Annotated in this window: 21 protein-coding genes, 1 tRNA gene and 1 pseudogene; 13 read left to right on the top strand and 10 right to left on the bottom strand. The window is 63.6% G+C overall.

The annotated features are described in order from the left end of the window. Nucleotides 1-60 precede the first annotated feature (60 nt). Entirely contained in the window at nucleotides 61-627 is a 567-nt protein-coding gene (locus tag ACZ1JY_RS02635; protein ID WP_465130267.1) for a copper chaperone PCu(A)C, read from the top strand. Then, nucleotides 624-1,118: a vgr related protein gene (locus tag ACZ1JY_RS02630; protein WP_465130266.1), complete on the top strand. Its 495-nt coding sequence runs from the start codon at nucleotides 624-626 to the stop codon at nucleotides 1,116-1,118. The genes ACZ1JY_RS02635 and ACZ1JY_RS02630 overlap by 4 nt, the downstream gene beginning before the upstream one ends. Here ACZ1JY_RS02630 and ACZ1JY_RS02625 read toward each other — a convergent pair whose 3' ends face one another. Beyond that, nucleotides 1,119-1,379, bottom strand: a complete 261-nt coding sequence (locus tag ACZ1JY_RS02625) for a YMGG-like glycine zipper-containing protein (protein ID WP_039331092.1) — start codon at nucleotides 1,377-1,379, stop codon at nucleotides 1,119-1,121. A 165-nt stretch (nucleotides 1,380-1,544) separates the two neighbouring features. Here ACZ1JY_RS02625 and ACZ1JY_RS02620 point away from each other — a divergent pair. After that, nucleotides 1,545-2,220, top strand: a pseudogene (locus tag ACZ1JY_RS02620) (cysteine hydrolase family protein). A 143-nt stretch (nucleotides 2,221-2,363) separates the two neighbouring features. Here ACZ1JY_RS02620 and grpE read toward each other — a convergent pair. Genes grpE through ACZ1JY_RS02605 form a run of 3 tightly spaced genes read right to left on the bottom strand, consistent with a single transcriptional unit; the run spans nucleotide 2,364 to nucleotide 4,653 of the window. Further along, complete coding sequence (gene grpE / locus ACZ1JY_RS02615) at nucleotides 2,364-2,924, bottom strand: nucleotide exchange factor GrpE (RefSeq protein ID WP_118073946.1); 561 nt, start codon at nucleotides 2,922-2,924, stop codon at nucleotides 2,364-2,366. Continuing rightward, entirely contained in the window at nucleotides 2,921-3,985 is a 1,065-nt protein-coding gene (gene hrcA / locus ACZ1JY_RS02610; protein WP_465130265.1) for a heat-inducible transcriptional repressor HrcA, read from the bottom strand. The genes grpE and hrcA overlap by 4 nt, the downstream gene beginning before the upstream one ends. Continuing rightward, the gene (locus tag ACZ1JY_RS02605) at nucleotides 3,982-4,653 is read right to left on the bottom strand and encodes a hypothetical protein (RefSeq protein WP_465130264.1); all 672 of its coding nucleotides are present in this window, start codon (nucleotides 4,651-4,653) and stop codon (nucleotides 3,982-3,984) included. The genes hrcA and ACZ1JY_RS02605 overlap by 4 nt, the downstream gene beginning before the upstream one ends. Nucleotides 4,654-4,730: 77 nt before the next feature. Between ACZ1JY_RS02605 and rph the strand changes: the two genes are divergently transcribed. The 4 genes from rph to ACZ1JY_RS02585 are packed head-to-tail and all read left to right on the top strand — an operon-like array spanning nucleotide 4,731 to nucleotide 8,172. Further along, nucleotides 4,731-5,447 carry a ribonuclease PH gene (gene rph, locus ACZ1JY_RS02600; protein WP_084276843.1) on the top strand — a complete coding sequence of 239 codons (717 nt, stop codon included), beginning with the start codon at nucleotides 4,731-4,733 and terminating at the stop codon, nucleotides 5,445-5,447. Further along, nucleotides 5,447-6,121, top strand: a complete 675-nt coding sequence (gene rdgB, locus ACZ1JY_RS02595; protein ID WP_465130263.1) for an RdgB/HAM1 family non-canonical purine NTP pyrophosphatase — start codon at nucleotides 5,447-5,449, stop codon at nucleotides 6,119-6,121. Before rph ends, rdgB begins: the two co-directional genes overlap by 1 nt. A 9-nt stretch (nucleotides 6,122-6,130) precedes the next feature. Beyond that, a complete protein-coding gene (hemW, locus tag ACZ1JY_RS02590) occupies nucleotides 6,131-7,282 on the top strand; it encodes a radical SAM family heme chaperone HemW (RefSeq protein WP_465130262.1) in 1,152 nt (383 codons plus the stop codon). After that, nucleotides 7,279-8,172, top strand: coding sequence for a tyrosine recombinase XerC (locus ACZ1JY_RS02585; protein WP_465130261.1), 894 nt, complete (start codon nucleotides 7,279-7,281; stop codon nucleotides 8,170-8,172). Before hemW ends, ACZ1JY_RS02585 begins: the two co-directional genes overlap by 4 nt. A gap of 4 nt (nucleotides 8,173-8,176) precedes the next feature. On the opposite strand, the gene ACZ1JY_RS02580 is transcribed toward ACZ1JY_RS02585, so the two are convergent. The 3 genes from ACZ1JY_RS02580 to ACZ1JY_RS02570 all read right to left on the bottom strand — a co-directional run bounded on the left by ACZ1JY_RS02580 (nucleotide 8,177) and on the right by ACZ1JY_RS02570 (nucleotide 10,674). After that, entirely contained in the window at nucleotides 8,177-9,502 is a 1,326-nt protein-coding gene (locus ACZ1JY_RS02580; protein WP_465130939.1) for a sensor histidine kinase, read from the bottom strand. Between the two features lie 82 nt (nucleotides 9,503-9,584). Beyond that, on the bottom strand, nucleotides 9,585-10,262 hold the full coding sequence (locus ACZ1JY_RS02575; RefSeq protein ID WP_039331476.1) for a response regulator transcription factor: 678 nt from the start codon (nucleotides 10,260-10,262) through the stop codon (nucleotides 9,585-9,587). 115 nt (nucleotides 10,263-10,377) lie between these two features. Beyond that, nucleotides 10,378-10,674, bottom strand: coding sequence for a PepSY domain-containing protein (locus ACZ1JY_RS02570; RefSeq protein WP_062344478.1), 297 nt, complete (start codon nucleotides 10,672-10,674; stop codon nucleotides 10,378-10,380). 111 nt (nucleotides 10,675-10,785) lie between these two features. Between ACZ1JY_RS02570 and ACZ1JY_RS02565 the strand changes: the two genes are divergently transcribed. The 3 genes from ACZ1JY_RS02565 to ACZ1JY_RS02555 all read left to right on the top strand — a co-directional run bounded on the left by ACZ1JY_RS02565 (nucleotide 10,786) and on the right by ACZ1JY_RS02555 (nucleotide 14,447). After that, nucleotides 10,786-12,588 carry an ABC-F family ATP-binding cassette domain-containing protein gene (locus ACZ1JY_RS02565; RefSeq protein WP_465130260.1) on the top strand — a complete coding sequence of 601 codons (1,803 nt, stop codon included), beginning with the start codon at nucleotides 10,786-10,788 and terminating at the stop codon, nucleotides 12,586-12,588. A gap of 97 nt (nucleotides 12,589-12,685) precedes the next feature. Next, nucleotides 12,686-13,258 carry a helix-turn-helix domain-containing protein gene (locus tag ACZ1JY_RS02560; RefSeq protein WP_118073953.1) on the top strand — a complete coding sequence of 191 codons (573 nt, stop codon included), beginning with the start codon at nucleotides 12,686-12,688 and terminating at the stop codon, nucleotides 13,256-13,258. A 1-nt stretch (nucleotide 13,259) separates the two neighbouring features. After that, the gene (locus tag ACZ1JY_RS02555) at nucleotides 13,260-14,447 is read left to right on the top strand and encodes a glycosyltransferase (protein WP_465130259.1); all 1,188 of its coding nucleotides are present in this window, start codon (nucleotides 13,260-13,262) and stop codon (nucleotides 14,445-14,447) included. Nucleotides 14,448-14,482: 35 nt separating this feature from the next. Here ACZ1JY_RS02555 and secF read toward each other — a convergent pair whose 3' ends face one another. Genes secF through yajC form a run of 3 tightly spaced genes read right to left on the bottom strand, consistent with a single transcriptional unit; the run spans nucleotide 14,483 to nucleotide 17,440 of the window. Beyond that, nucleotides 14,483-15,460 (bottom strand): protein translocase subunit SecF, encoded by a 978-nt coding sequence (gene secF, locus ACZ1JY_RS02550; RefSeq protein ID WP_465130258.1) that lies wholly within the window; start codon nucleotides 15,458-15,460, stop codon nucleotides 14,483-14,485. 15 nt (nucleotides 15,461-15,475) lie between these two features. Further along, nucleotides 15,476-17,083, bottom strand: coding sequence for a protein translocase subunit SecD (gene secD, locus ACZ1JY_RS02545; RefSeq protein ID WP_465130257.1), 1,608 nt, complete (start codon nucleotides 17,081-17,083; stop codon nucleotides 15,476-15,478). Between the two features lie 27 nt (nucleotides 17,084-17,110). Then, nucleotides 17,111-17,440: a preprotein translocase subunit YajC gene (gene yajC, locus ACZ1JY_RS02540; protein ID WP_118073955.1), complete on the bottom strand. Its 330-nt coding sequence runs from the start codon at nucleotides 17,438-17,440 to the stop codon at nucleotides 17,111-17,113. A 228-nt stretch (nucleotides 17,441-17,668) separates the two neighbouring features. On the opposite strand from yajC, the gene ACZ1JY_RS02535 reads away from it, so the two are divergent. The 3 genes from ACZ1JY_RS02535 to ACZ1JY_RS02525 all read left to right on the top strand — a co-directional run bounded on the left by ACZ1JY_RS02535 (nucleotide 17,669) and on the right by ACZ1JY_RS02525 (nucleotide 18,698). Next, nucleotides 17,669-17,745, top strand: a tRNA-Pro gene (locus ACZ1JY_RS02535). 116 nt (nucleotides 17,746-17,861) lie between these two features. Next, on the top strand, nucleotides 17,862-18,275 hold the full coding sequence (locus ACZ1JY_RS02530) for a holin family protein (RefSeq protein WP_465130256.1): 414 nt from the start codon (nucleotides 17,862-17,864) through the stop codon (nucleotides 18,273-18,275). A 54-nt stretch (nucleotides 18,276-18,329) separates the two neighbouring features. Then, nucleotides 18,330-18,698 carry a hypothetical protein gene (locus ACZ1JY_RS02525; RefSeq protein WP_168903281.1) on the top strand — a complete coding sequence of 123 codons (369 nt, stop codon included), beginning with the start codon at nucleotides 18,330-18,332 and terminating at the stop codon, nucleotides 18,696-18,698. The last annotated feature ends 20 nt before the right edge of the window (nucleotides 18,699-18,718 follow it).

Raw genomic sequence — 18,718 nt, 5'->3', positions numbered from 1 at the left:
TGGCACAAGGCCCCCGCGCGCTTACCTCGGGACACATATTGGCAACAGGAGTCGCCCTTCATGCGCAAGCTTGCAATCATTGGACTTTCCGCCCTCGCCCTGTCGCTTGGCGCCTGCGGCCAGAAGGCGGAAGATCCGGCGGCTCAGGCCAGCAGCAGCGCCGCAGCCGGGCCGGAAAACGCCCCCGGCGTCACCGTGACCGACGCGATGGTCCGCCTGCCCGCAGTGCCGGGTACACCGGGCGCGGCCTACTTCACCGTTTCGCAGGGCAGCGGCGCCCCGCGCAAGATCGTCTCGGTCTATGTCGAAGGCGCCCAGCGCGCCGAAATGCACGAAACCGTTACGAAAAATGACATTTCCTCGATGCAGCAGGTCAAGGACGTGGCACTCCAAGCGGGCAAGAGCGCCGCATTCAAACCGGGCGGCCTGCACGTGATGCTGTTCGACGTGTCAGACACGCTCAAGGTTGGCACCACCACGGAACTCACCATCACGCTCGACAATGGCGACAAGGTGAGCGTGCCCGCCAAGGTCGAAGCGCTTGGCGGAGCGAACGACGATGACGCGATGGAAGGCATGGATCATTCCGGCCATGACATGAGCGGTCATGACATGAGCAAGATGTGAGAAGTGAAAGCGCTCCCTGCCCGCCCGGTGGGGAGCGCGCGCTGACGGCGGACGAATGCGCTCTCGTCGCCGAAGTTTTCGGTGCGGCCATAGACACATCACCGGTACGCATCCGCCGCCGCCGCTGGTTTCCATTCCAGCCGACAGGCACGGTCATGGCGCCGATGGGCCACCTCCACTTCGCTGCCACCAGCCCGCTTTACGAACACGATTTCGCTAAAGCTTCACTGCCTGCGCAAAGCCTGTTCATTCATGAGATGGTTCATGTCTGGCAAGCGCAGAAACGTGGCCGCTGGTGGCTGCCGCTGATGCGTCACCCGTTCTGTCGCTACAGCTACACCTACGATCCCGGCCGCCCGTTTGAGCGCTACGGTATCGAACAGCAGGCCGAGCTTGTCCGCCACTGGTTCATGGCAAAACGGGGCGCACCGTCACCGGTCGCCCCGCCATTGCCAGCGCTCGAAGCGCTGGTGCCGTTCAGCCCCGCTTGATCAGCAGCGGACTTCGTATTCGCGACCGTAGCGGTCGACCTGATAGCAGCGGTTGTCACGCTTCCTGATCTGCGAACCGCCCACCGCGCCAACTGCACCGCCGATGGCAGCACCCTGCACGACGTCGCCGCCGGTCGCCGCGCCAATGCCCGCACCAACTGCGGCACCAACGGCAGCGCCCTCGCCCGCATAGTTGCGTGCGCAGCCGCCCAGCGTGACGGCCGAACCCATGATAAGCGATGCAATGATGATCTTGCGCATAATCTATCTCCGTTTCCCGGAGACGACGCGCCGGTTATCTTCGCGTTCCACGCCTTGCGATGAAGCGTTGGATCCAGCGTTTCTCCTGCCGAAATCTTCAAAGCCTGTTGAGGACAGTCAAGAGGACAGCAGGCAGAATGGCCTGCAGCAGGAGACCTGACCGCCATGCCCCATGCCGTAGATCATCGCGACATCCTCGCCCGCTTCGCCGCCACGCGCGGCGGTGATGGCAATATCTTCCACGATATCGATCCCACCCGGCTCGCCCATATCGTGGTCGACATGCAGAACGGTTTCATGGAGAAAGGCGCGCCGGTGGAAGTGCCGATGGCCCGTACCATCGTCGACAACATCAACCGCATCAGCACCGCAGTTCGTACCAGCGGCGGCCACAACGTGTTCCTGCGCTACACCACCCCGCCCGATGGCGGCCCAAGCTGGTCAAACTTCATGGTTCGCATGGGCGCCAGTGCGCAAGGCCACCAAGAGGCGTTCACGCCGCAACCACGGCTGGCAGCTCTGGCCGACACTCGACGTGAGCGAGGCAGACACCGTAATCGACAAGCACCGCTTCAGCGGCTTCACCCCCGGCACCTGCACGCTCAATGAAGCCCTGAAGGCAAAGGGCATCGACATCGTGCTGATCACCGGCACGCTCACCAACTGCTGCTGCGAAAGCACCGCCCGCGACGCGATGCAGCACAACTACCGCGTGATCATGATCGCAGATGCCAACGCCGCCCTGTCAGACGAGGAACACGCCGCCACCCTGCACAACATGGCGTTCGTGTTTGCCGATCTTTACTCGACTGATGAGGTCGTCGATTTGCTGGAGGCGTAGCACCAGTCCACACGCGAATGTCCCCCGGCCTTCGCCGGGGTGACAATCATTTGCCCGATAGGTCTTCGTCGCCCCGGCGAAGGCCGGGGCCCATGAACTATCGCCGTCGCATCGTTACCCGCGAAAGCGCCGAACCGTCAAAATCAGTCCGGCTTCTTCGCCACCGCCACCATCGCCGGACGCAGCAGCCGGTCCTTGATCATGTAGCCGGCCTGCAGCTCCGAAATCACTGTGCCCGGCTCGGCGTCGGCCGAGGGCATCTCGATCATCGCCTGGTGCTGATGCGGGTCGAGCGGCAGGCCCATCGCCGCGATGCGGGTGATGCCGTGGCTGCCGAAGACCTTCTCGATCTCGCGCCCCGTGGCTTCGAGGCCGGCGACGAGGTTCTTGAACTTGTCGTCCTCGCGCAGGTCCGCCGGGATCGATTCCAGAGCGCGCGCAAGATTGTCGGCCACCGAGAGGATATCGCGGGCAAAGCCGGTCGCGGCATAGGCGCGGGCATCGGCCACGTCCTTCTCCATGCGGCGGCGGACGTTCTGCGTCTCGGCCTTGGCATAAAGTACGTCCTGCTTGGCCGCCTCAAGCTCTTCGCGCAGCTTGGCTGCTTCATCGCTGGCGGAAGTCTGGTCGATCATGTCCTCGGGCACACCCTTCAGTTCCGCCTCGACTTCAGCGTCAGTGGGGCGCGTCTCGTTATCGCTCATTTTCTCGAAAATCCGTCTTGTCCGATGAATCTGCCCAGCGTCTGGGCGGTGAAATCAACCATGGGGACGACGCGCGCATAATTCAACCGCGTTGGACCGATCACACCGACCACGCCGACCACCCGCCCCTCGCTGTCACGCCATGGCGAGGCTATCACCGAAGAGCCCGAAAGCGAGAACAGACGGTTCTCGCTACCGATGAAGATGCGCGTAGCCTGTGCCTCCCGCGCTGCATCCAGCACCCGCGCGATCGCTTCGGCACTTTCCAGCTCCTCCAGAAGCTGCCTGACCCTCTCGATATCGCTTAGCGCGGCCTCGTCGAGCAGGTTGGCCTGCCCCCGCACGACCATCACTGGCCGTGCCGCCGCATCTTGCGTCCAAACCACCAGCCCGCGCTGCACCAGATCTGCACTCGCCGCATCGAGCGCCGATCGCCCACCCGCGATCTCGGCGCGCACCACGCCGGACGCCTCGCCCAAAGTGCGCCCCTGCAGGCGGCTCGTCAGATAATTGCCAGCCTGCTCCAGCACCGAAGCTCCGACCGGCTCGGGCAGATCGATCACCCGGTTCTCGATCCCGCCATCCTCGCTGACCAGCACCGCCAGCGCCCGCACCGGAGACAAGGGAACGAACGAAATCTGCACCAGTCGAGGCTCGCGCTTGGGCACCATCACCACCGCCGCCCCCGCCGACAGCTCCGACAACGCCGAACTCGCCGCCGCCAGCGCATTCTCGATGGTTCCCCCATGCGCCAGCCCCCGCTCGATCTGTGCGCGCTCCGCCACGGTCGGCTCTGCTACCTGCATGATCCCGTCGACGAAGAGCCGCAAGCCCACCTCGGTGGGCATCCGCCCCGCGCTGGTATGCGGCGCGGCGAGAAGCCCCGCGTCCTGAAGCTCCTGCAGCACTGAGCGGATCGAAGCGGGCGAAAGATTCACGCCCCCCGGCCCCGCCAGCGATTTCGACCCCATCGGCTGCCCGCTGGCGATATACCCCTCCACCACGAGACGAAAAATCTCGCGCGCGCGGTCGGTCAGATCGGAAAGGTTGGGCCCTGTCATGGCAATGGCATGTAGAAGGTTTCACCCTTGGCAGGACCGGCACCGGTGCGCTTTGCTGCCAAAGCAAATGCATCAGCCAGTCTTTCTTTAGCAACGTCAACTGACCTTGATACGCAGCCGCCGCTGATTGAACTCCACCAGTTCCCACCTCCGACAGCCACAACTTCGAAGTCAAACCCGCCTCCGTCTGACGCCTTCCCGTCGCAGTGAATACGAGGAGAACCTGGCATATAAGGCGCATCAGGGTTAGCCTCGAAGCTCTGAAGATCGTAACGGTTAAAGCTGGTGAGAGGGCCAAGCTGATCGAGGAATTGTCGACTTAGAGCCGGATCTTGGATTTCACGATCAACTCGCCATTCTCCCAACATGGGTCGTTCTTCCCGCATCAGAGCAACGTGACCGTTGCGCTCCACCAGCAATTGCCGGGAACGCGAACCCCAGCCTGCGTTGGTATAGACAACATTCAACGACTGTATTTGCCTCTCAACCTCCACAAGGCGCCAAGGATCACAGTCCGATCTGGATAAGGCTGTAAATCGAATTGCAGACCAGTGAACGGTGCCCGCCGGATCGACGATGCACGCTCGTGCCGCGACGGGATGATAAGCAAGAACGGCAATTCCAACGAAGAGCAACGAGCACAAAGCGGCGATGTATCTGCCTTTCATGCCGCCAATCTAATCCCGCCCCTTGCGGGCGCAAGCCCGATGCGCCAGAGGCTGACCAAACTTTTGAGGGAAAATCCATGCGACCTTCCGGCCGTGCGCCCGATGAAATGCGCCCCATCGTCATTGAAACCGCCTTCACCAAGCATGCCGAAGGTTCGGTGCTGATCTGTTTCGGCGATACCAAGGTGCTCGTCACCGCCTCAGTGGAAGAGCGCGTTCCGCCGTTCCTGCGCGGCAAGGGCGAAGGCTGGGTCACGGCGGAATACTCGATGCTCCCCCGCGCCACCCACACCCGCGGCAGCCGCGAAGCCGCCAAGGGCAAGCAGTCGGGCCGCACCCAGGAAATCCAGCGCCTGATCGGCCGCTCCCTGCGTGCCGTCACCGATCTCAAGAAGCTGGGCGAGCGCCAGATCACCCTGGACTGCGACGTGATCCAGGCGGATGGCGGCACCCGCACCGCCTCGATCTCGGGGGCATGGGTCGCCCTGCGCCTCGCCGTGCAGAAGCTGATGGACAGCGGCGCGATCAAGGAAGACCCGCTGACCGAAAAGGTCGCCGCAATCTCCTGCGGCATCGTCAATGGCCAGCCAGTGCTCGACCTTGACTACATCGAGGATTCCTCCGCCGATGCCGACGCCAACTTCGTCCTGATCGAAGGCGGCAAGATCGCCGAGGCACAGGCCACCGCCGAAGGCGCGACCTACGACGAGGAAGGTCTCCTGCGCCTCCTCCGCCTCGCCCGCATCGGCTGCAACGAAATCTTTGCGGCGCAGGAAAAGGCGGTTCGCGGCTGATGACTTCGCCCCGTCTCGGCACCGGCAAACTAGTCATCGCCACGCACAACGCCGGAAAGCTCAAGGAAATTCAGGCCCTTCTCGCTCCTTACGGGATCGAGTGCCTGTCCGCCGGCGCGCTCGGCCTGCCGGAGCCTGCCGAGACGGGGACGACCTTCATCGAGAACGCGCTGATCAAGGCGCGGGCGGCGGCGGAGGCTTCGCAGATCCCCGCCCTTGCGGACGACTCCGGCTTGTGCGTCGATGCTCTTGGCGGTGCGCCGGGGGTCTATACGGCGGACTGGGCCGAGGCGGACAGGTTCGAGGGCGGACCCGGTCGCGACTGGTACATGGCGATGGGCAAGGTTGAGGGAAAGCTTGCCGGAGTCGAGGCCGAGTTCGCGAGAGTTGCGGTAGAGTCCGGGGAGAGTCCGCGAGAGTTGGATCGGAGTTGCCACTTCGCCTGCGTGCTCGCCATCGCCTGGCCCGATGGCTCCCACGCCGTCTACGAAGGCCGCGCACACGGCGCTTTGACGTGGCCTCCGCGCGGCACGCTGGGCTTTGGCTATGACCCGGTGTTCGTGCCGGTTGGCGATACCCGCACCTTTGCCGAATTCGATCCTGCCGAAAAGCACGCGATCAGCCACCGCGCCGATGCATTTGCCAAGCTGGTGGCGGATCAGTTTTCCGCCTAAGGCAGGCGCATGGCGCTAGCCCTCTACATCCACTGGCCTTTCTGCCTCGCAAAGTGCCCCTACTGCGACTTCAACAGCCACGTGCGCGAACGCACGGACATGTCCGCATGGGAAGCCGCGCTGCTGGCCGACATGCGCCATGAAGCGCAGTTGACGCCGGGCCGGAAGCTGACCTCGATCTTCTTCGGCGGGGGCACACCCTCGTTGATGCCGCCGTCGCTGGTCGAACGATTGCTGCGCGAGGCCGAAGCACTGTGGGGCTTTGCGCCCGGTATCGAGATCACGCTGGAGGCCAACCCGAGTTCGGTCGAGGCGGCAAATTTTGCTGCGCTCGCAAGCGCCGGGATCAACCGTGTTTCGCTCGGCCTGCAGGCGCTCGACGACAAGGCACTGAAGTTTCTTGGCCGCCTGCATGGCGTCACCGAAAGTCTGGCTGCACTGGACCTTGCGCAGTCGCATTTCAGCCGCGTCAGTTTCGACCTGATCTATGCGCGGCCGGAACAGACGCCAGAGCAATGGGAGGCTGAACTTCGACGCGCGCTGGGCTTCGGCACCGGACACCTCAGCCTCTACCAGTTGACCATCGAGCCCGGCACCCGCTTCGCCACGCTGGTGCGCGAAGGGAAATTGACTCCGCTCGACGACGATCAGGCCGCAGACCTGTTCATCCTCACCCGTGACATCACGGCAGCCGCCGGTCTTCCAGCCTACGAGACCAGCAACCACGCTCGCCCGGGCGAGGAAAGCCGCCACAACCTCACTTACTGGCGCTATCAGGACTATGTCGGCATCGGCCCCGGCGCGCATGGCCGCAGGCTCGGCGCTGCGACGGTGCGGCACAAGAAGCCCGAGAACTTCCTCCGCGCGGTAAGCGGGCATGGCCATGGCATTGCCGAGGAACGCCAGTTGATCCCCTCTGATCAGGCGATGGAAGCGGTGCTTATGGGCCTGCGCCTGACAGAGGGCATTGCCCCGGCCGCCCTCGCTGGTCGGTTCGGCTTGGCTGCAACCGACCTGATCGACCCTGCCAAGCGCGACTTCTACCTGCGGATCGGCCATCTCGCGCAGGATGGCGACCGTCTGCGCGTGACCGAACAGGGGGCGCCACTGCTCGAAGCGCTGCTGGCAGAGCTGGTGCCCGCCACGCTGCTAAGCGCATGATCACGGCCGAGTTCTTGGAGGCGTGGCACAACCACCTGGCCTTGGGCCGGCGGCGTTCACCCCATACCGTGCGCGCCTATGGCGCAACCGTCGCGCGCCTGCTCCATGCCCTGCCGGAAGGCCAAAGCTGGACCACGCTCGCCCGCATCGACGCCACGACCTTGCGCAACCATCTGGCGGAGCGCCGTGCCGATGGCCTCGGCAATGTCTCGGCGGCGCGCGAGCTCTCGGCGCTCAAGTCCTTCATCGCCTTTGCCCGCGAGCAGGCTGGCGAAGCTGACACCAGCCGCCCGCGATTGCGCGGTCCGCGCGTCAAGAAGGGCTTGCCGCGCCCAGTAACGCCGGATGAAGCCGTCAATCTTGCCGAAATGGTTGCCGACGACGCCAGCGTACCGTGGATCGCCGCGCGCGACCGCGCCGTCCTGCTCCTGCTCTATGGTGCGGGAATGCGCATAGCCGAAGCGCTGGCGCTGCCCGCGTCGGCCTTGCCGCTGGGCGAGACTGTCGTGATCACCGGCAAGGGTGGCCGCCAGCGGGTCGTACCGCTGCTCCCGATCGTGCGCGAGGGTGTTGCCGACTACGTGGCGCAATGCCCTTGGCCGCTTTCCAAGGATGAACCGCTGTTTCGCGGCGCCAAGGGCGGACCGCTGGCGCAAGGCATGGTGCAACGTGCGGTAGCGAGGGCGCGCACCGCGCTCGGCTTGCCCGCCACGGCGACACCGCATGCCCTGCGCCACTCCTTCGCCACGCACCTGCTGAGCGCCGGGGCAGACTTGCGCTCATTGCAGGAACTGCTCGGCCACGCGAGCCTGTCGTCAACGCAGATCTACACCCGCGTCGATGCAGCAACGCTGCTGGACGTTTACAGGAATGCCCATCCGAGGGCGTGACGGGCTATTTTGCGGTTGGTGAACGCGGCAAGCGCAGGACCGAAAGCAACCCGCCGAGGTCTTCGCTTTCCATGAGCTCGACGCTGCCGCCGTAGATTTCGGCCACGTCCCGGACGATGGCAAGCCCGAGGCCGGTGCCGGGCTTGCCGGTATCGAGCCGGGCACCGCGGTCGAAGATGCGGGTGCGCGCCTCCTCGGGGATGCCCATGCCGTCGTCCTCCACCCAGATCTCGCAGAATTTGGGATCCGTCGGCGCGGCATCGACGGTGATGAACACGGACCCGCCGCCATACTTGGCTGCGTTCTCGATCAGGTTTCCGAGGATCTCGTCAAGGTCCTGCCGCTCGATCGATACTTCGGCCGAGCGGTTGCCGTCCATGTCGAAGCGCACCTGCGGGTAGAGCCGAACGACCGCGCGCTCCACCGCCTCGGCGCTTTCCCACACCTGTGCGCGCGACATGCCGACGGCGCGGCGACCGACAGCACGGGCGCGGGCCAGGTGGTGGTCAACCTGGCGGCGCATGACCGCAGCTTCGCGGATCACTGTATCGGCCAGATCATCGGCCTTGGCGGTTGCCGCGTTCATCACCACGGTGAGCGGCGTCTTCAGCGCATGGGCGAGATTGCCGGCGTGGGTGCGGGCTTCCTCGGCTTGCCGCTCGGAATGTTCGAGCAGGGCATTGAGTTCGACCACCAGCGGCTGGACTTCAAGCGGCAACGGGTCCGTCACCCGGCTTGCCCCGCCCTCACGCATCCGCGCAATGGCAAGGCGCACGCGGCGCAAGGGGCCAAGGCCGTAGAAGGTCTGCAAGCCCGCCATCGTGAACAGCCCGAGGCCAAGCGCAAGGAACGACCAGATCAAGATCGAGCGGATGCGCCGAATCTGCGCGTCGATCTCGCCTCGGCTGGCGGCGACCTGAAACTCCCACAGCGTATTGGCGCCCGGTAGGATGACGGAGCGCTTGATGATGCGCAGGCGTTCACCCTCGAACTGGTCGCTGTCATCGATCTTCGGTTCGACGTAGTTCTGATCGGGATCGGTGCGGAGTGAACGGTCCCACAGCGAGCGCGAGGGGAAGTCTTCGTGGCCCTGCCCGGAAATTTGCCAGTACAGGCCGCTGTTCGGTTCAAGGAAGCGCTGGTCGCCGAGGGGGCGGTTGAAAAACACCTCGCCGTCAGGGCCGATCTCGGCCGAGGCGACCATTGCGGTCAACATGTAGCCAAGCTGCTCGTCGAAATTGCGGGTGACGAGACCGGTCAGTGTCTGGTCAAGCGCGAGACCGCCGCCGAGCAGGAGGACACTGATCCAGCCTGCCGCGATGAGCAACATGCGCCGCGCCAGCGAACCGGTATGCGGCGCTGGCTGCGGCGTGTCGTTGCTACCCTTCTCCGGCACCTATTGCCTGCGCAGATTACCCACGTCCGGGTTCAGCCGGATCGTCGAGGCTGTAGCCAAGGCCGCGGATCGTGGTAATCACGTCGGGGCCAAGCTTCTTGCGGATGCGGGTGACGAAGACTTCGATCGTGTTGGAATCGCGGTCGAAATCCTGATCGTAGATGTGTTCGATCAGTTCGGTACGGCTGACGACCTTGCCTTTGTGATGCAGCAGGTAGGACAGGAGCTTGTACTCCTGCGCCGTCAGCTTGACCGGCTCACCGTTGAGCGTGACGCGGCCCGAACGCGTATCGAGACGCACGTCGCCGGCGGTGAGTTCAGACGAGGAATTGCCCGAGGCACGGCGGATCAGCGCGCGCAGGCGGGCGATCAGTTCCTCGGTCTGGAAGGGCTTGGCCAGGTAGTCATCGGCACCGGCATCGAGGCCGGCGACCTTGTCGGACCAGCTGTCGCGGGCGGTGAGGACGAGCACCGGGAACTTGCGCCCCTCCTTGCGCCACATGCCGAGCACAGTCAGGCCGTCGATCTCGGGCAGGCCTAGGTCGAGGATGACCGCGTCATACTCTTCGGTCGAGCCCATGAAATGCCCGTCTTCGCCATCGACCGAAAGATCGACGGCATAGCCGTTCTGTTCGAGCGTGTTCTTGAGCTGCTTGCCGAGAGTGGGTTCGTCCTCGACGATCAGAATGCGCATCACTTGCCCCTTGTTGCGCGCGTTTGCGGCGCGGTAACCTGAACGGCTAGATGGGGCGTGAAACCTGAACGGTCAAGGAACTGGCGAGAAAGCCTGCGTTCACCCGCTGTTTCGCTTAGCGGCTCTCGCCAAGCACCTGCCCTGTGCGGGCATCGACATCCACGAAGACAACGCGACCGTCGCGGATGAACTTCAGGCGATAGACCATCGCCGAAGGATCGTACTCCGGGCCGAGGTACTGCATGCCCGGCTTGGTCGGCAGCACGCGGCGTTCGATGTCACGCAGCGAGCGGACGTTGCCGGCGCGAAGATCGCGGCGCGCCTCGTTCTGCTCGTCAGGCCGCTGCTGGGCGTGCGACGTTACGGGCAGGAGGGCCAGCGATGCGGCAAGGAGGGCAATGGCGCGGTTCATGATGTGCGCATGCATAAGCCGAGGGCATTGAACAAGCGGTGAATGCGAAGCCGCGTTATCGTTCAGCGTCGGGCGTTGCGCGAGGGCAACGGTGCGGCTAAGCGGCAGGCCATGGCGGCACCGATACTCAGCTGGGAAGGCCTCGGCCTTGTCCAGGGCAATGGCTGGCTCTTCCAGGATCTCGACATCCATATCCAGCAGCGTGACCGGCTTGCGCTGATCGGGCGCAACGGCGCGGGCAAGACGACGCTGCTCAAGCTGTTGGGCGGACAAGTCGATGCCGACAAGGGCACGCGCTCGATCCAGCCGGGGACGAAGATCGTCACGCTTGAGCAGGACCCGTTCTTCACCGGCTTCGATACGCTGATGGACTTTGCCCTTTCGGGTAAGGACGCCCCGCCCCGGCATGAAGTGGAATCGATTGCCGGGCAGCTCGGGATCGACATGACCCGCAAGGCCGACAGCGCCAGCGGCGGTGAACGCCGTCGCGCTGCGCTGGCCCGCGCACTGGCGAGTGAGCCGGACCTCCTGCTGCTCGACGAACCGACCAACCACCTTGATCTTGCCGCCATCGACTGGCTGGAAGACTGGCTGCAGCGCTATCGCGGGGCCTTCGTGGTCATCAGCCATGACCGCACTTTCCTTGAGCGGCTGACCAAGGCAACACTGTGGCTCGACCGGGGCTCGCTACGCCGGAAGGATATCGGCTTCGGCGGATACGAGGCGTGGATGGAACAGGTCTATGCCGAGGAAGCGCGCGCTGCCGACAAGCTTGACGCGAAGCTGAAGATCGAAGCGCATTGGCTGGAGCGCGGGGTCACGGCGCGGCGCAAGCGCAACATGGGACGGCTGGAAAAGCTCTACGAGATGCGCGAACAGCGGGCGGCGATGCTGTCTCCGCAGGGCACCGCGAAGCTGGCCATCGCCAGTGACGATGCCAAGAGCAAGGCGGTGATCGTTGCCGACCACGTCAACAAGTCGTTCGGCGATCGCGCCATCGTCAAGGATTTCACGTTGCGCATCACGCGCAAGGACCGCATCGGCGTGGTCGGGTCGAACGGCGCGGGCAAGACGACGCTACTCAAGCTGCTGACCGGTGAACTGGAGCCGGACAGCGGGACGATCACGCTTGCCAAGACGCTGCAGGGTATCATGATCGACCAGCAGCGTAGCCTGATGGCACCGGACAAGCGCGTGCGCGACGTGCTGGCCGATGGTAGCGACTGGATCGACGTGCGCGGCGTCCGCAAGCACATTCAGGGCTATCTCAAGGACTTCCTGTTCGATCCGGGGCTGGTCGAAGCGCGCATCGGCACGCTTTCGGGCGGTGAGCGCTCGCGCCTGCTGCTGGCTCGTGAGTTCGCGCGCTTTTCGAACCTGCTGGTTCTCGACGAGCCGACCAACGATCTCGACCTCGAGACGCTCGATCTCTTGCAGGAAGTGATTTCGGACTACGACGGCACGGTGCTGATCGTCAGCCATGATCGTGACTTCCTCGACCGAACCGTGACGATCACGCTGGGCATGGATGGTACAGGCAAGGTCGATATCGTTGCCGGCGGCTATGCCGATTGGGAAAAGATCCGCAAGCAGAGGCAAGCGGGCAAGCCGGCTGCCCGGTCCGCAGGGGCGGACAAGCCGGAAGCGGCAGCGCCCCCACCCCCGCCTGCCCAGCCTGCGAAAAAGGGCAAGCTTTCGTACAAGGATCAGCGCGACTACGAGTTGCTGCCCAAGCGCATCGAGGACCTCGACGCGGCGATTGCGCGAGGCGAAGCGCAACTGGCCGATCCCGATCTTTATGCCAAGGACCCCAAGAAATTCGATGCCCTGATGGCTGCACTGGAAAAGGTCCGGGCGGAGAAGGATGCGGCCGAGGAGCGTTGGCTGGAACTGGCGGAGATGGTCGAGGGGTGAAGTCCCTACGCGCAAAGCCCTTGCTTCGTCCTGCAGTTTGTAGGTAAGCAAAAAATCACCGTTACGGTTAAGACGGTCACGAACAGGGGTCGCGCGCATGATCAACCGAATCCGCGATATTCGCCGACAGAAGGGCATGACGCTGGCCGACGTGGCTGCGCGCTGCGATCCACCGACCACCGCGCAGACGATCGGCCGCCTTGAGACCGGCACGCGCAGCCTGTCGCTGACGTGGATGAACCGCATCGGCGCCGCACTCGGAGTCGAGCCGCAATTGCTGGTAAAGGCCGAGGAGGATACCCCCACCCATCTCGTCGCCCGGCTTGGACCCAATGGCGCCGAAGCCCTCGCCAAACCGATGGACGCCATCCTTCCGGTAGCGCTCGACGGTTCTGCACGCCTCCTCGCGCTGTCCGTTGAGGCGAGCGCTGGCGAGTATCGTGCAGGCGATCAGGTCTGGCTGCGCCAGATCGATCCGGACGACTTCGCCCGCGCATTCAACCGCGATGTCCTCGCGCCACGCACTGCCGGTAGGTTCGCATTCGGCCGCTTGATCGATCAGCGTGACGGACGGGTTGCCCTGCTTCCGCCGGGGCCTGGCCAAAGACAGGTCGTGATCGATCGGCCGGCATGGCTTGGCGTTGCCGAAATGCTCGTGCGCAAACTTTGACGTGAGGCGCCTCCTCTCGATCTCCACGCTCTATCCTGCAACGGGCCGTCCCGGCTTCGGCCGCTTTGTCAGCCGTCAGATGCAAGCCCTGGCCGAACGGGGGGACTGGGAGGTCACGGTCGTCAATCCGATTGGCATGCCACCAGTGCCGATGAAGCGTCACGCGACGCTTAAAGGCGTGCCGGAAGTGCAGGAACAGGGCGCGGTCACGATCCATCACCCGCGGTTTCTCCTGATTCCCGGCCTGTCCGGACCGATCAACCCGGCGCTGATCGCCCACGCGGTCCTGCCGCTGGCAAAACGACTTCATGCCGAGCAGCCCTTCGACATGATCGATGCGCAGTTCTTCTATCCTGACGGACCTGCCGCAGCCAAAGTCGCGCGCGCCCTTGAAGTGCCGCTGGCCATAAAAGCGCGCGGATCGGACATCCATCTGTGGGGACAGCGGTCATGGCCGCGCCGCCAGATGATAGAAGCCGCACGGCAATCGTCCGTCCTGCTTTCCGTTTCCCAGGCTTTGGCAAACGACATGATCGCGCTGGGCATGCCGGCTGACCGTATCAAGGTCCACTACACGGGCCTCGACCGATCGCGCTTCCGCCCGCTTGAGCGCCAGGCGGCGCGGCAACTGGTATCGGCCTTGCCGTCCCTCCAGATCTGGTCAGAGGGCCGTCTGCTGCTGTGCGTTGGCGCGCTGATTGCGATCAAGGGACAGGCCCTGGCAATCCGCGCGATGACATTGCTGCCGGATGATGTCCGACTGGCCATTGCCGGCACCGGCGCGGATGAAACCGTCCTGAAGCGGCTGGTTCAGCAACTCGGCCTCGAATCGCGGGTCCATTTCCTCGGTTCTGTGGAACACGACATCCTTCCGCATTTGCTGTGCGCTGCCGATGCCATGGTACTGCCATCCGAACGCGAAGGGCTGGCCAATGCCTGGATCGAATCGCTCGCATGTGGAACGCCTGTCGTGATCCCCGACATCGGCGGCGCGCGTGAGGTGGTCGCCGATAGCAGCGCCGGTCGGATTGCGGACCGCACCCCGGAAGCCATCGCCGAAGCCGTGAGCGAACTGCTGCAATCTCCGCCAACGCAGGATGCGGTTGCGGCAAATGCTGCGCGGTTCAGCTGGGAAGCCAATGCCAGTGCGCTCGCCGCCATGTACGCAGAAGCGGCGGCGAAGCGCTAAGCTTCACCGCCGCCGAATTGTTGGTCTGCGCTGGATCAAACGCCTTCGCGCGCGATCCGCTCCTGCTTTTCCAGCGCCGTTTCAGTCGGCACAAAGCTGTTCGGGTTGACCTTCAGCCAGATCAGGATCGGCGCTGCCATGTAGATCGAGCTGTAGGTGCCGACGAAGATGCCGAGCGTGATGGCCGCGGTGAAGCCGAAGATCACGTCGGGGCCAAGCAGCAGCAAGGCCACGAGTGTGATCAGCATCGACAGCGAGGTCACGATCGTGCGGTGCAGCGTCTCGTTGACCGAAAGGTCGAGCAGTTCCGGCATGGGCATCCGGCGATACTTCTTCATGTTCTCGCGGATGCGGTCATAGACCACGATCGTATCGTTCAGCGAATAGCCGATCAGCGTCAGGAGCGCGGCCACGATGTTCAGGTCGAACTCCATGCCGGTCACGGCAAAGAGGCCTAGCGTCAAGGTTACGTCGTGAACCAGCGCGAACAGTGCGCCCACGCCGAACTGCCATTCGAAGCGCAACCAGATGTAGGCTGCCACTGCCAGCGATGCCAGGCCAAGCGCCTTGAACGCGTCCCAGCCAAGCTCCTTGGAGACCTTCCCCGAAACCGAATCGACACCATCGATGCGGGCGTCGGCATGGTTCTTCTTGATGTCTGCAGTGATGGTGCGGGCCATCTTGTCGGCAAGCGCCGCTTCCTGGCCTGCGCCTTCCGGCAGCTTCATGCGGATCGAGATTTCGTTGGGCTTGCCGTAGCGCTGGATGATCGGCTCACCGTATCCGAGCTTGGCGACTTCCTCGCGCAATTCGCCGACTGGAGCTTCGGCACTGCGTTCGAACGTCACGCGGATCATCTGGCCGCCGATGAAATCGACGCCGAGATTGAGACCCTTGGTCAGCACCAGACCCCACGATGCCGCCATCAGGATAATGCTGACGACGTAGAACGGCACGCGCCACTTGAGGAAATGGATGTTGGTGTTGTCGGGTACGAGCTTGAGGAGTTTCATCGGTCTGTCCTCCTCTTAAAGGGCTATGTCGGTGGGACGGGCGCGGCGAAGCCACTGTGCAACCCACATGCGCGTAAGGGTGACGGCGGTGAACACCGATGTCGCGATACCGATCATCAGAACCACCGCAAAGCCCTTCACCGGCCCCGAACCGAAGGCAAACATCAGCACGGCGGCAATGACGTTGGTGATATTGGCGTCGAAGATCGCGCGGCTGGCTTCCTTGTAGCCCAGCTCCACCGCCTGGACGACCTTGCGCCCACGGTGTCGTTCTTCACGGATGCGTTCGTTGATGAGCACGTTGGCGTCTACCGCGGCACCGATGGTCAGCACGAAGCCGGCGATGCCCGGCAGCGTCAGAGTGGTGCCAATGATGCCCATGATGCCGAGGATCATGATCACGTTGATGATCACGGCGAGGTTCGCATAGACGCCAAAGCGGCCGTAGGTGACGAGGATGAAAACGGCGAGCGCCAGCGTGCCGACACCCATCGCGATTGCGCCCTTGCGGATCGAATCCGCACCGAGGTCAGGTCCGACAGTACGCTCTTCCACAACCTTCAGATCCACCGGCAGCGCGCCCGAACGCAGTGAGATGGCCAATGCATTGGCGCTTTCGGTGGTAAAGCGGCCCGAGATAATCGCGCTGCCCCCGAGGATCGGTTCATTGATCGTCGGCGCGGAAAGGACCTTGCCGTCGAGGATGATGGCAAACTGCTTTCCGACGTTCTGCGTGGTCAGCTTCGCGAACTTTGCGCCACCATCAGTGTTGAAGGTGATGTTGACGACGGGCTCGTTGGTCTGCTGGTTGTTTGTCTGCTGCGCGTTGGTCAGCTGATCGCCGCGGATGCCACCTAGGCGCTTTACAGCGATCGATGGTACGCCGCCCCCCTCTGCCGGGCTTACAAAAGGCACGATCTCGCTGCCCGGAGGCGCGATGCCTTGCGCCACGTCCGAAGGCAGCGCCGAAGTGTCTACCAGCTTGAACTCGAGCTTGGCGGTCTGCCCCAGCAGGTTCTTGAGCGCCTGCGGGTCCTGCAGGCCGGGGACCTGCACGACGATGCGCGTCGGGCCGGAGCGGATGATCGTCGGCTCCTTGGTGCCGAGGGCGTCGATACGCTTGCGCACGACTTCGACGGCTGTGTCCATCGCCTGCGTAACGGCCTGCTGGACACCGGCATCAGTCGGCTTCAAGACGAAGCGGTTGCCATCGACGACGTTGATGTCCCAATCGCGCTGGCCGGTAAGCCCGGCGCCGTTGGTCAGTGGCAAGACCGCTTCGCGCACCGCATCGACCTGCGAGGCATCGGCAACAACGAACGTCAGCGCGCCATCGCGGTTTGAAATGTCGCTGATGCGAATGTCTTTTCCATCCTGCTTCAGCTTGTTGCGGACAGATTCCTCCATGCCTTCGATGCGCTGCTGGCGCACCTGGGCAGGATCGGCTTCGAGCAGGATATGGCTGCCACCCGCAAGGTCGAGCCCGAGGTTGACCTTGGGTTCGGGGAGCGACGTCGGCCAATTCAGGCCCATGGTAGCAGTAAGCGACGGGATCGCGGCAGCAACGCAAACCAGCGTTATCAGCCAAAGCCAGATCACCTTCCAGCGCGGAAATTCGAGCATGGGCGTTCAGCCTTCAGGAAAGTGAGATCAGTCGTTCGCAGGCGAGGAGCCGACAGGCGGCACGATGTCGCCGATGGTGGCGCGCACGGCCTTGACGCGGACGTTCGGGCCGAGTTCGAGTTCCACGTAATGATCATCGAGCTTGATGACCTTGCCGATCAGCCCACCGGCAGTAACGACCATGTCGCCCTTCTTCATCGCGGCAATCTTGGCCTTGTGCTCCTTCTGCTGGCGCATCTGCGGGCGCAGGATCAGGAACCAGAAGATGAAGCCCATCGCCACCAGCGGCATGAAGGTCATCCAGGCAGGCGGCTGACCGGCATTGGCGGCGGCGGCGGAAAGAGTGCTCAGCATCATGGGTCCGTTTCTGGGATCGCAAGGCAGGGATTACAACCGGAGCGACTGCGGTTTACCCGCTTTTCGTTGCTCCGGCATGGACAAGCGGCGCGGTTAGCAGTTTGAATTGCGCAAGGCAATCTGAGGCGCCGGCAGAGCGCCTCGGCACGCCGCAGCCGGTCCCCCGAACCTTTCGCCAATCTCGCGCTTGCCATCCTGAAAAGTGCTGCCTATAGGCGCGCTTCCGGTCGGGACGTAGCGCAGCCTGGTAGCGCATCACACTGGGGGTGTGGGGGTCGGAGGTTCGAATCCTCTCGTCCCGACCAATTCAAAAGGCCCGCGAAGCACTTTGCGCTCGCGGGCCTTTTTGCTGTGTTCATTTTCCTACACCGCGCCTTGTGGTTATATGTCCCTGCGTCCCATAACTCGGAAGGACGCAAGCATGGCAAACTCCGAAGCCCTGATTTCATCGGTCTCCGCAATCATCGACAAGATCATCCCCGATGCCGGCCTGCGCGATCAGGCAAAGCTCGAACTGCTTCGCCTTGAGAGCGCACGAGAATTCAAGCCGCTGAAGACCCGCATTTCGGCGATTCTCGCAGAATCCAGTGCTAACGATCCCTGGACTCGGAGAGCGCGCCCCGGCTTTCTCTATGTGATGTATGCGGTGATCCTGTGGGCCCTGCCCATGGGCCTGCTGGCCGGATTGAATCCAGTAGCTGCACAGGCGATCATGACTGCGACGAGCGCCTATCTCAAGGGACTGCCCGAACCGCTCTACGCTTTGTTCGGCACCGGCTACCTTGGCTATACTGCTGCGCGGCAGTGGGGAAAGGCCCGGGGAACCGACCGCTGAATGCGCAACACCTTGGTTAGTTTCTGGTAACCTCCGCCTGATATGAAAGCAGGCATGAGATCGAGGTTGGACCGCTTATCATCGCAATCGCTGGCCGCAGGCAGGCTCTCGCCGCTTGTGGCCGGCCTCGCGCCGCTCGGCTTGATCCTTGCGCTTGGCGGATGCGGATCATCTGACAACGAAAAGCTTGAGGCACGGTTGGCAGCGCTCGAAGCCAAGGCAGACGCGGCAGAAAAGCGCTCGCGGCAAGCTTTGAGCATGGCGGCGACGAACAATCCCGCCCCGGTTGTCGAGAGCGGGACGACCGACAGCTTCGGCGAGCCTTCATCGTCGGATGAAGTCACCGATGGCTCGGCTGACAGCGCGATATACGAAAACACCATCGAGGCACCTGCCGGACCACCGATCGCTCCCGGCTTTTAAAGGGCATTCCCCTCTGGCCC

The organism is Novosphingobium sp. BL-A-41-Hi4B-X5A, assembly GCF_055521705.1.
Note: the sequence above shows the minus strand (reverse complement) of the source record. Positions and strands in the feature narration are given on the sequence as shown.

What these genes read in the sequence shown, in the direction of transcription:
- hemW (WP_465130262.1), top strand. Translation starts at nt 6,131, where the DNA reads ATGGCGCTAGCCCTCTACATCCACTGGCCTTTCTGCCTCGCAAAGTGC.
- ACZ1JY_RS02565 (WP_465130260.1), top strand. Translation starts at nt 10,786, where the DNA reads ATGGCGGCACCGATACTCAGCTGGGAAGGCCTCGGCCTTGTCCAGGGC.
- secF (WP_465130258.1), bottom strand. Translation starts at nt 15,460, where the DNA reads ATGAAACTCCTCAAGCTCGTACCCGACAACACCAACATCCATTTCCTC.
- secD (WP_465130257.1), bottom strand. Translation starts at nt 17,083, where the DNA reads ATGCTCGAATTTCCGCGCTGGAAGGTGATCTGGCTTTGGCTGATAACG.
- grpE (WP_118073946.1), bottom strand. Translation starts at nt 2,924, where the DNA reads ATGAGCGATAACGAGACGCGCCCCACTGACGCTGAAGTCGAGGCGGAA.
- ACZ1JY_RS02625 (WP_039331092.1), bottom strand. Translation starts at nt 1,379, where the DNA reads ATGCGCAAGATCATCATTGCATCGCTTATCATGGGTTCGGCCGTCACG.
- ACZ1JY_RS02635 (WP_465130267.1), top strand. Translation starts at nt 61, where the DNA reads ATGCGCAAGCTTGCAATCATTGGACTTTCCGCCCTCGCCCTGTCGCTT.
- ACZ1JY_RS02525 (WP_168903281.1), top strand. Translation starts at nt 18,330, where the DNA reads ATGAGATCGAGGTTGGACCGCTTATCATCGCAATCGCTGGCCGCAGGC.
- ACZ1JY_RS02570 (WP_062344478.1), bottom strand. Translation starts at nt 10,674, where the DNA reads ATGAACCGCGCCATTGCCCTCCTTGCCGCATCGCTGGCCCTCCTGCCC.
- rph (WP_084276843.1), top strand. Translation starts at nt 4,731, where the DNA reads ATGCGACCTTCCGGCCGTGCGCCCGATGAAATGCGCCCCATCGTCATT.
- ACZ1JY_RS02530 (WP_465130256.1), top strand. Translation starts at nt 17,862, where the DNA reads ATGGCAAACTCCGAAGCCCTGATTTCATCGGTCTCCGCAATCATCGAC.
- ACZ1JY_RS02605 (WP_465130264.1), bottom strand. Translation starts at nt 4,653, where the DNA reads ATGAAAGGCAGATACATCGCCGCTTTGTGCTCGTTGCTCTTCGTTGGA.
- rdgB (WP_465130263.1), top strand. Translation starts at nt 5,447, where the DNA reads ATGACTTCGCCCCGTCTCGGCACCGGCAAACTAGTCATCGCCACGCAC.
- yajC (WP_118073955.1), bottom strand. Translation starts at nt 17,440, where the DNA reads ATGATGCTGAGCACTCTTTCCGCCGCCGCCGCCAATGCCGGTCAGCCG.
- hrcA (WP_465130265.1), bottom strand. Translation starts at nt 3,985, where the DNA reads ATGACAGGGCCCAACCTTTCCGATCTGACCGACCGCGCGCGCGAGATT.
- ACZ1JY_RS02585 (WP_465130261.1), top strand. Translation starts at nt 7,279, where the DNA reads ATGATCACGGCCGAGTTCTTGGAGGCGTGGCACAACCACCTGGCCTTG.
- ACZ1JY_RS02580 (WP_465130939.1), bottom strand. Translation starts at nt 9,502, where the DNA reads ATGTTGCTCATCGCGGCAGGCTGGATCAGTGTCCTCCTGCTCGGCGGC.
- ACZ1JY_RS02560 (WP_118073953.1), top strand. Translation starts at nt 12,686, where the DNA reads ATGATCAACCGAATCCGCGATATTCGCCGACAGAAGGGCATGACGCTG.
- ACZ1JY_RS02575 (WP_039331476.1), bottom strand. Translation starts at nt 10,262, where the DNA reads ATGCGCATTCTGATCGTCGAGGACGAACCCACTCTCGGCAAGCAGCTC.